A 7,894-nucleotide genomic window follows, 5' to 3' on the forward strand; every position below is an offset into this window, starting at 1 on the left:
TCACAGCGCGCGGGCTGCATAGAGAACCCTCGAATCGGCGGCCGGTACGGTCGCAGCGCCGGACGGTCGGGAACCTGCGCGCGGCGGTAGGTTCGTGGCGTGCTCGACTACGACCGGGAAGCCGACCGTTACGACGACTCGCGCGGGGGAGAGGCGCGGGCCGACGAGGCGGCGCGGGCCGTCGAGCGCCTGCTGCCGTCCGGCGCCGGCACGGTGATCGACGTCGGCGCCGGTACCGGGATCGTCAGCACCCGGCTGCGGCGCCCGGGCCGGGTCGTCGTCGCGGTCGACCGGTCGTCCGGGATGCTCGCCCGCGCCGCCGGGCGCCTCGGCGGGCGGGCCGTGCGCGGCGACGCCACCCGGCTCCCGCTGCGGCCGGGCCGGGCCGACGCGGTCGTGTCGGTCTGGCTGCTGCACCTGCTGAGCGACGCCGGCCCGGTCGTGGCGGAGGCCGCGCGGGTGCTGCGCGCCGGCGGGGTGCTGATCACCACCGTCGACAAGGAACAGTCGCGGCTGGTCGGGCCGAGCGATCTCGCCGACCTGGCGGCGAGCTCGCGGCGCGAGCACGGCCCGCTGGCCGCCGACGCGTGGGAACGCGTCACGGCGCTGGCGGCCGCGCGCGGGCTGGTGCCCGCCGGGGAGACGACGTTCGTCGGCGTCGGGCAGGGTCTCTCGCCGCGTGAGCTGCGCGGTCTGCCGGCCGGCTGGCTGCGGGAGCTGGACCTGGCCGCGCTGCCGGATCAGGACCGGCGGCGCCCCGACCCGGTGTACACCCTGGTGGCGTTCAGGAAGACGACGCCCACTGCATCGACAGGCCGGTAGCGGCGCGCTCGGTGCGTACCTCCATCGCCGTGCCCAGGATCGTCGCCCGGTCGACGACGATCGGCCGGTCGTCCAGGCCGTAGGTGATCCGGTCCGAGACGAACACCGGGGTGCCCGCGTCCTGCCGCAGCAGGTCCGCCACCGGCGCGGACAGCAGCTCCGGGCGCAGCACCTCCGAGGCACGGTGCACGACGACGCCGTGGCCGGCGAGCGCCGCGTACAGGGAGGTATCGCTCAGGTCCGTGTCGCGTAGGGCGGCGCCGGCGGGTGAGCGGACCCAGGAGAGCTGGTGCACGGCGGGGCGGCCGGCCAGCAGGCGCAGCCGCTCCAGCCGCAGCGCCCGGTCGGTGCCGAGCCACGCCGCCACCCAGGCGGGTGGGCGGCGCAGCGTCTGGCCCAGGATCTGGGTGCTGACCGTGCGGCCCTGCGCGCGCAGGTCCTCGGCCAGCCCGCGCAGCGAGTCCAGGCGGTAGGCCGCCTTCGGCTCGGCCACGAAAGTGCCGCGGCCCGGCTGCTGCGAGAGCAGGCCGTCGTCCTCCAGCTGCCGCAGGGCCTGGCGCAGGGTCACCAGCGTCACCCCGTACGCGGAGCTGAGCTCCCGTTGCGGCGGCAGCGCGGAACCCGGCGGCAGCTCACCGCCGCGGATCTTCGCGGTGAGGTCAGCCGCGATGACCTGATACTTCGGCGTGCGGCGTTCCAGGAGACACCCCCAGGTCGAGTGCGGCGCGGAGGGCCGCGACCGCCCGGCCGAGGTCGGCGGGCGTGGCCCCGTCGAGAACCCTACGCATGAGCGCCGACGCGACCACGGCACCGTCCCCGGCGCGTCCCGCCTCGGCGGCCTGCGCGGGCGTGGAGATCCCGAAGCCGACCAGCACCGGCAGGTCGGTGACCGCCTTGACCCGGGCCGCCAGCGCGGTCGCCGTGCCGGCCAGGGTGCCGCGCTCGCCGGTGGTGTCCATGACGCTGATCGCGTACACGAATCCGCGGCTGCGGGCGCAGATCTCGCGCAGCCGGTCGTCGGGGGTGGCGGGCGCGGCCAGCAGGACCAGGTCGATGCCGGCGGCGGCCGCCGCGGCCTCGAGCGGCCCGGACTCCTCCAGCGGCAGGTCGGGCACGATCAGGCCGGAGACCCCGGCGGCGGCGAGCCGGGCGATTCCGTCGCGCAGGACCAGATTCGCGTACGTCATGACGACCACCGGCACGCGCAGCGGCGTGTCCCGCAGGTCGTCGAGGATCAAGTCCATGGTGGCGCCGCGGGCGAGCGCGGTGTCGGAGGCCTGCTGGATGGTCGCGCCGTCGAGCATCGGGTCGGAGAACGGGAGCCCGACCTCGATCGCGTCCGCGCCGGCCTCCTGGTAGGCGAGCAGGTAGTCGGTCCAGCCCGCGGTGACGCCGCCGGTCACGTAGGGCACGAGCAGCGGCCGCCCGGCGGCCCGCAACGACGCGCCGAGCCCGGGGCGACCGCCGGTCGCGGTGTCGCCGGCCGTCGTGGGGTGGTGGTCGTGGTTCATCGCAGGCCCTCCATCAGCTGTGAGACGTCCTTGTCGCCGCGGCCCGACAGGGTCAGCAGCACCGTCGAACCGGCCGGCAGCTCCGGCGTGCCGGCGGCGCGCAGCACCCACGCCACCGCGTGCGCGGACTCGAGCGCGCAGATGATCCCCTCCCGCTCGGCGAGCCGGCGCACCGCGCGGACCACCTCGTCGTCGGTGACGGTCACGTAGCGGGCGCGGCCCGACGCGCCGAGGTGCGCGTGCTCCGGGCCGACACCCGGATAGTCGAGGCCCGCCGCGATCGACTGCGCCTCCGCGACCTGGCCGTGCTCGTCCTGCAGCAGCAGCGACCGCGAGCCGTGCAGCACGCCCGGCGAGCCCGAGGACATCGCCGCGCCGCCCGCGGCCTCCACGCCGACGAGGCGGGCGGGCGTGTCCACGAAGCCCGCGAACGTGCCCGCCGCGTTGGAGCCGCCGCCCACGCAGGCGACCACGACGTCCGGGTCCGGGCACTGCCCGCGCGCCTCGTCCCCGATCACCCGCTGAAATTCCCGGACCATCCACGGGTACGGGTGCGGGCCGGCGACCGACCCCAGGCAGAAGTGCGCGTCGTCGACGGCCGAGACCCAGTGCCGCATCGCCTCGTTGGTGGCGTCCTTGAGGGTGCGGCTGCCGGTGGTCACCGGCACCACCTCGGCGCCGAGCATGGTCATCCGGAAGACGTTGAGCCGCTGGCGCTCGATGTCGCGCTCGCCCATGAAGACCGTGGCCCGCAGGCCGAACAGCGCCGCCGCCGTCGCCGTCGCCACCCCGTGCTGGCCGGCGCCGGTCTCGGCGATCAGCCGGCCGCGGCCCATCCGGCGGGCGAGCAGCGCCTGCCCCAGCACGTTATTGATCTTGTGTGAGCCGGTGTGTGCGAGGTCCTCGCGCTTGAGCAGCAGGGTGATGCCGAGCTCGGCGGAGAGGTTGCGGGCCGGGGTCAGCGGGGTGGGCCGCCCGGCGTAGGTGGTCCGGTAGGCGTCCAGCTCGCGGTGGAACTCCGGGTCGGCCCAGGCGGCCCGGAACGCCTCCTCGACGGCGGCGCAGGCCGGGATCAGCGACTCCGGGACGTACCGCCCGCCGAACTCCCCGAAGCGCCCGCCGGCCGCGGGCGGATCCATCACAACGGTCATCGTCTCGCCTCCAAAGTTCTATAACTCCTCCGGCAGTATGCCATAACTATCGGGAGAGTTATAGAACTTTAAGGCCCCGGCTACCGTGTACGCCATGAGTCTCCGGCTGGCGGCGTACGCCGTCTGCGTCGAGGACGGGCGGGTGCTGCTCGCCTGTCACGTGTCACCGAGCGGCGAGACGAACTGGACCCTTCCGGGCGGCGGGGTCGAGCACGCCGAGGATCCGTTCGATGCGGTGATCCGGGAGGTCGCCGAGGAGACCGGCTGCGAGGCGGTGGTCGAACGCCTGCTGGGCGTGGACTCCAGGGAGATCCCCGCGGCCGAGCGTGCGATACCCGGTGGGCCCGACCACCACAATGTCGGCGTCTTCTACCGGGTTCGCATCACCGGCGGCCTGCCGCGCCCCGAACCGAACGGCCAGACCGCCCAGTCGGTCTGGACACCGCTGGACAACGTCGCCGCCCTGCGCCGGTCATCGCTGGTCGACGTCGGCCTCGCCCTGGCCCGGACCGCTCCGGCGACCGGCCACGTCGATCCCGTGCCGGTCGGCGGCCTGATCCGGCACTAACTCCGCGTCGTGCACCAGGAGCGCGACCTGGACGCGGTTGTTCAGGCCGAGCTTGGACAGCAGGCGGGAGACGTGGCCCTTCACCGTCGGCACGCTCATGGTGAGTTCGGCGGCGATCTCCGCGTTCGACCAGCCCCGGCCCAGGGTGACGGCCACCGCGCGCTCCCGGTCGGTGAGCCGGGCCAGGCTGGTGCGGGCGCGGTCGCGGCGCGGCCCGGCGGCGGGGTCCGCGACGTGGTCGATGAGCTGGCGGATGACGGCCGGGGACAGCGTGGCAGAGCCGGCGGCCACCGTGCGGACCGCCTCGATGATGTCGCGGGGCGGGGTGTCCTTGAGCAGGAAGCCGCTGGCGCCGGCGCGCAGCGCGTCCAGCACGTGCTCGTCGGCGTTGAACGTGGTCAGCACGATGACCTGGGGCGGCGACGGGCGCGACCGGAGCCGCCGGGTGGCGGTCAGGCCGTCGATCCGCGGCATCCGGATGTCCATCAGCACGACGTCGGGCCAGTGCGCGTCCGCGAGGGCCGTGGCGTCCGCGCCGTCGCCGGCCTCGGCGACGACCTCGATGTCGGGCGAGCCGCCGAGCAGGATCCGCAGCCCGGCCCGGACCAGCGGATCGTCGTCGACGATGGCCAGCCGGATGGGCCGGGCGGTCAGGTCGGCCACGGCAGCCACGCCTCGAGGCGGAACGCGTCGCCGCGCCGGCCGTACTCGACGCGGCCGCCGGCCAGCGCCACCCGCTCGCCGACGCCGATCAGGCCCGCGCCCGCGCCCGGCACCTCGGGCGGGCCCGCCGCCGGGCCGCACGGGTTGGTGATCCGGATCCGCAGCTCGGCGCCGGCCGCGCCGGAGAGCAGCACCTCGACCCGCGCGCCCGGCGCGTGCTTGCGCGCGTTGGTCAGACCCTCCTGCACGATCCGGTACGCCGTGCGGCCCAGCAGCACCGGCGGCCCGGCCGCCGCCGGCTCGCACCGGTAGCCGACCGTCAGGCCCATCGCCCGGGCGCCGGCCACCAGGTCCGGCACGTCGGCCAGGCCGGGCTGCGGCGGCTCGGGCCGGCCCGCGGCGCCCTCGCGCAGCACCCCGATCACCCCGCGCAGCTCCTGGAGCGCCTCGTGGGCGCTGGCCCGGATCGCGCCCGCCGCGATCGCGATCTCCTCCGGGCGGGCGTCGGTGCGCACCTCCAGCGCGCCGGCGTGCAGGCTGACCATCGACATCCGGTGCGCGAGCACGTCGTGCATCTCCCGCGCGATCCGCGCCCGCTCGGTCAGCCGGGCCTGGTCGACGCGCAGCTGCTGCTCGGCCTCCAGCCGGGCGGCGTGCTCGCGCAGCGACTCCGTCAGCCGGCGGTACGCGCCGACGAACATGCCCCAGCCGAGCGCGCCCGCCGCGGTGCAGGCCCGCACCACGAGGTCGACCCAGAGCGGGAACTCCGGGTCGTCGTGGAGCAGGTAGTACACCGGGACCAGGGCGACGTAGGCCGCGGCCAGCAGCAGGGCGACCGTGCCCCGGCGGCGGATCGCGACGGTGAACAGCGCGACGAGCACGGCGCCGGTCGCCATGACCGAGACCGCCGTCAGCGGCAGCAGCACCACGACGACCGCGACCGGACGGTGGCGGCGCCACAGCAGGACGAGGCAGCCGAGCGTGCCCAGCGCGGCATCGGCGTACCAGGGCAGGGGCGCGCCCTCGCGGGTCGCGTCGCCGAGCCGCAGCATCAGGGCGCCGTACCCGAATGCGAGCGCCACGGCGATGCCGTCGGCGAGCCGGTTCCGGGCCGCCGCGCGGGGACCCGGCACGAGCAGCGCGAACAGCAACGCGGACATGCCGCCGAGCCTACGGGCCGCCACGGCGGGCGGGCACCGCCGGAGGTCGCGGCGACCCCATACCGAAGTAGGTGCCCGTACCGGATCCGCGGGCCGATGCGCGCGGGCGGCGGCCGCGGCCAGGCTCGGGCCATGCTGAATCGGATGTGGTGGGCGCCGGCGGCGCTGTGGGGGATCGTCGCGGGCGCGTGGATGCCGCGCGGCCCGCTGACCGGCGCGGAGGTGCTGTGGTCGGTCGCGCTGAGCGCGGCGGCCGGCGGCCTCGCGGGCTGGGCGAGCCGCTCCCGCTGGTCGATGCTGGTCGCGCCGGCGGTGTTCGTGGTCGCCCTGGAGCTGCTCCGGCTGCGGGCGGACGGCCCGTCGGCGGACGCGCCGCACGCGAGCGCGTTCGGCTTCATCGTGCTGGCGACGGGCCGGGGCGTGCAGCTCCTGCTGACGGCGCTGCCGATGGCGCTGGGCGCCGCGTACGGCGCGGGCCTGGCCCGGCGCGGCACCCAGGGCGGCCGAATCTCCCGGTACGTGCGCCGGGCGCTCACCGCGATCGCGGCGGCGGCGGTACTGACGGCGACGGTGGCGGTGGCCGTGCCCGCCCGGACCGCGCCGATCCCGGGCCCGCGCAGCGTCGCCGAGCTGACCCACGTCGAGGTGGGCGGGCACCGGCTGGGCCTGATGATCCGCGGCGCCGACACGTCCGCGCCGGTCCTGCTCTTCGTGCCCGGCGCGCCCGGCGGCTCCGAGTTCGGCTCGGTGCGCCGGCACCTGGCGGCCCTCGAACGCCGCTTCGTGGTGGTCACCCTGGACCGGCGCGGTGGCGGCTCGGCCTATCCGGCGCTGGACCCGACCATGACGGTCACCCCCGACGGCGAGGTCGACGACATCATCGGCGTCACGGACCACCTGCGCCGGCGTTTCGCCCAGGAGAAGATCTATCTGCTCGGGCACTCCGGCGGGTCGATCCTCGGGGTGCTGGCGGTGTCCCGGCGGCCCGAGCTGTACCGGGCCTACATCGGCACCGGGCAGGCCGTCGACGTGCGGGCCACCGACGGGATCTGTTATACCGACGTGCTGGCCTGGGCGCGGGCCACCGGGCGTGCCGACCTCGTCCGGCGGCTCACCGCCCTCGGGCCGCCGCCTTACCCGGATGTGTACTCGTACGAGCCGCTCATGCTCCATCAGAACGCGGCGTACGACTACGACCGCAGCGGTCTGGACGAGGGTGTCGACGGCGCGTTCGAGAACCTGGACGTCGAGGAGTTCACGCTGCTGCAGAAGGCGCACACCCTCAACGCGCTGCTGGACACCTGGAACGCGCTCTACCCCCGGATGCAGGACATCGACCTGCGCCGGGACGCGCCGCGCCTCGGGGTGCCGGTCTACTTCGTGCAGGGCGGCCACGAGATGCGCTGCCTCGCGGTCCTCTTCGACCAGTGGTACGCCCTGCTCGAGGCATTCGCCAAGCACCTGACCGTCGTGGCGGACGCCGGCCACCGCGCGCTCTTCGAACGGCCCGACCGCTTCGCCACCGTCATGGACGGCGTGCTGACGCAGACGTATCGATGAGCGGCAAGGGCCTTTTGTGTCCGGTATTACCCGTCTGGCGAGGTTTTTCAGCGCCGAAATCCTCAGGTTTCGCTGTTCGGTTGGTTCGCAACCGGGCGGCACCTGTTCGGGACCGGAGCGCGCACCGGGCGGACCGGATTGTTCTCCCCATGCCCGGCCGAACCTGCGGCCGGACAACGGGGGGAAACCGAAAGTGCGTATCAAGTTTGCGAAGTCGTTGACCGTCCTGGCCGCGATGGCCCTTGGCGCCGGAACTGCCATGGCCGGCACCACGGCCGCCACGGCCGCGCCGGCCAAGCCGTGTCAGACCGGCGCGAACCTGGTGCCCTCCTGTGGCGTGCTGTGGGGTGCCGCCGCCGGTGGCTTCACCAGCAACCCGCGTGACGCCGAGCTGAAGGCCTGGGAGAAGCTCTCCGGGCGCACCGCGAGCATTTTCCACACCTATCACAAGGGTGACGA

General features: G+C 75.0%; 8 protein-coding genes and 1 pseudogene. 4 read left to right on the plus strand and 5 right to left on the minus strand.

What is annotated here, in order from left to right; genetic code table 11:
• Positions 1-99 precede the first annotated feature (99 nt).
• Entirely contained in the window at positions 100-822 is a 723-nt protein-coding gene (locus ACIBSW_RS35860) for a class I SAM-dependent methyltransferase (protein ID WP_404799561.1), read from the plus strand.
• Here ACIBSW_RS35860 and ACIBSW_RS35865 read toward each other — a convergent pair.
• From ACIBSW_RS35865 to trpB, 3 genes are read right to left on the minus strand one after another with little or no spacing between them, the layout of a single operon-like run.
• Positions 785-1,522, minus strand: a complete 738-nt coding sequence (locus tag ACIBSW_RS35865; RefSeq protein WP_404799564.1) for a GntR family transcriptional regulator — start codon at positions 1,520-1,522, stop codon at positions 785-787. The genes ACIBSW_RS35860 and ACIBSW_RS35865 overlap by 38 nt on opposite strands.
• Positions 1,482-2,333, minus strand: a complete 852-nt coding sequence (gene trpA, locus ACIBSW_RS35870; protein ID WP_354730708.1) for a tryptophan synthase subunit alpha — start codon at positions 2,331-2,333, stop codon at positions 1,482-1,484. Before trpA ends, ACIBSW_RS35865 begins: the two co-directional genes overlap by 41 nt.
• Complete coding sequence (trpB, locus tag ACIBSW_RS35875) at positions 2,330-3,484, minus strand: tryptophan synthase subunit beta (protein WP_354730706.1); 1,155 nt, start codon at positions 3,482-3,484, stop codon at positions 2,330-2,332. Before trpB ends, trpA begins: the two co-directional genes overlap by 4 nt.
• A 94-nt stretch (positions 3,485-3,578) precedes the next feature.
• Between trpB and ACIBSW_RS35880 the strand changes: the two genes are divergently transcribed.
• Complete coding sequence (locus tag ACIBSW_RS35880; RefSeq protein WP_354730704.1) at positions 3,579-4,052, plus strand: NUDIX hydrolase; 474 nt, start codon at positions 3,579-3,581, stop codon at positions 4,050-4,052.
• Here ACIBSW_RS35880 and ACIBSW_RS35885 read toward each other — a convergent pair.
• Both ACIBSW_RS35885 and ACIBSW_RS35890 read right to left on the minus strand, forming a co-directional pair.
• Complete coding sequence (locus tag ACIBSW_RS35885; RefSeq protein WP_354730702.1) at positions 3,957-4,724, minus strand: response regulator transcription factor; 768 nt, start codon at positions 4,722-4,724, stop codon at positions 3,957-3,959. The genes ACIBSW_RS35880 and ACIBSW_RS35885 overlap by 96 nt on opposite strands.
• The gene (locus ACIBSW_RS35890; protein ID WP_404799562.1) at positions 4,703-5,875 is read right to left on the minus strand and encodes a sensor histidine kinase; all 1,173 of its coding nucleotides are present in this window, start codon (positions 5,873-5,875) and stop codon (positions 4,703-4,705) included. The genes ACIBSW_RS35885 and ACIBSW_RS35890 overlap by 22 nt, the downstream gene beginning before the upstream one ends.
• Positions 5,876-6,007: 132 nt before the next feature.
• Here ACIBSW_RS35890 and ACIBSW_RS35895 point away from each other — a divergent pair, with 132 nt between their 5' ends.
• The gene (locus ACIBSW_RS35895; RefSeq protein WP_354730781.1) at positions 6,008-7,435 is read left to right on the plus strand and encodes an alpha/beta hydrolase; all 1,428 of its coding nucleotides are present in this window, start codon (positions 6,008-6,010) and stop codon (positions 7,433-7,435) included.
• Positions 7,436-7,628: 193 nt separating this feature from the next.
• A pseudogene (locus ACIBSW_RS35900) lies at positions 7,629-7,894 on the plus strand (endoglucanase); the annotation flags it as partial.

Source organism: Actinoplanes sp. NPDC049668 (genome assembly GCF_044465445.1).
Taxonomy (GTDB): Bacteria; Actinomycetota; Actinomycetes; order Mycobacteriales; family Micromonosporaceae; genus Actinoplanes.

Bases quoted from the DNA above. Each gene is read 5' to 3' on its own strand.
- trpB (WP_354730706.1), bottom strand. From the start codon at position 3,484: ATGACCGTTGTGATGGATCCGCCCGCGGCCGGCGGGCGCTTCGGGGAG.
- ACIBSW_RS35895 (WP_354730781.1), top strand. From the start codon at position 6,008: ATGCTGAATCGGATGTGGTGGGCGCCGGCGGCGCTGTGGGGGATCGTC.
- trpA (WP_354730708.1), bottom strand. From the start codon at position 2,333: ATGAACCACGACCACCACCCCACGACGGCCGGCGACACCGCGACCGGC.
- ACIBSW_RS35890 (WP_404799562.1), bottom strand. From the start codon at position 5,875: ATGTCCGCGTTGCTGTTCGCGCTGCTCGTGCCGGGTCCCCGCGCGGCG.
- ACIBSW_RS35880 (WP_354730704.1), top strand. From the start codon at position 3,579: ATGAGTCTCCGGCTGGCGGCGTACGCCGTCTGCGTCGAGGACGGGCGG.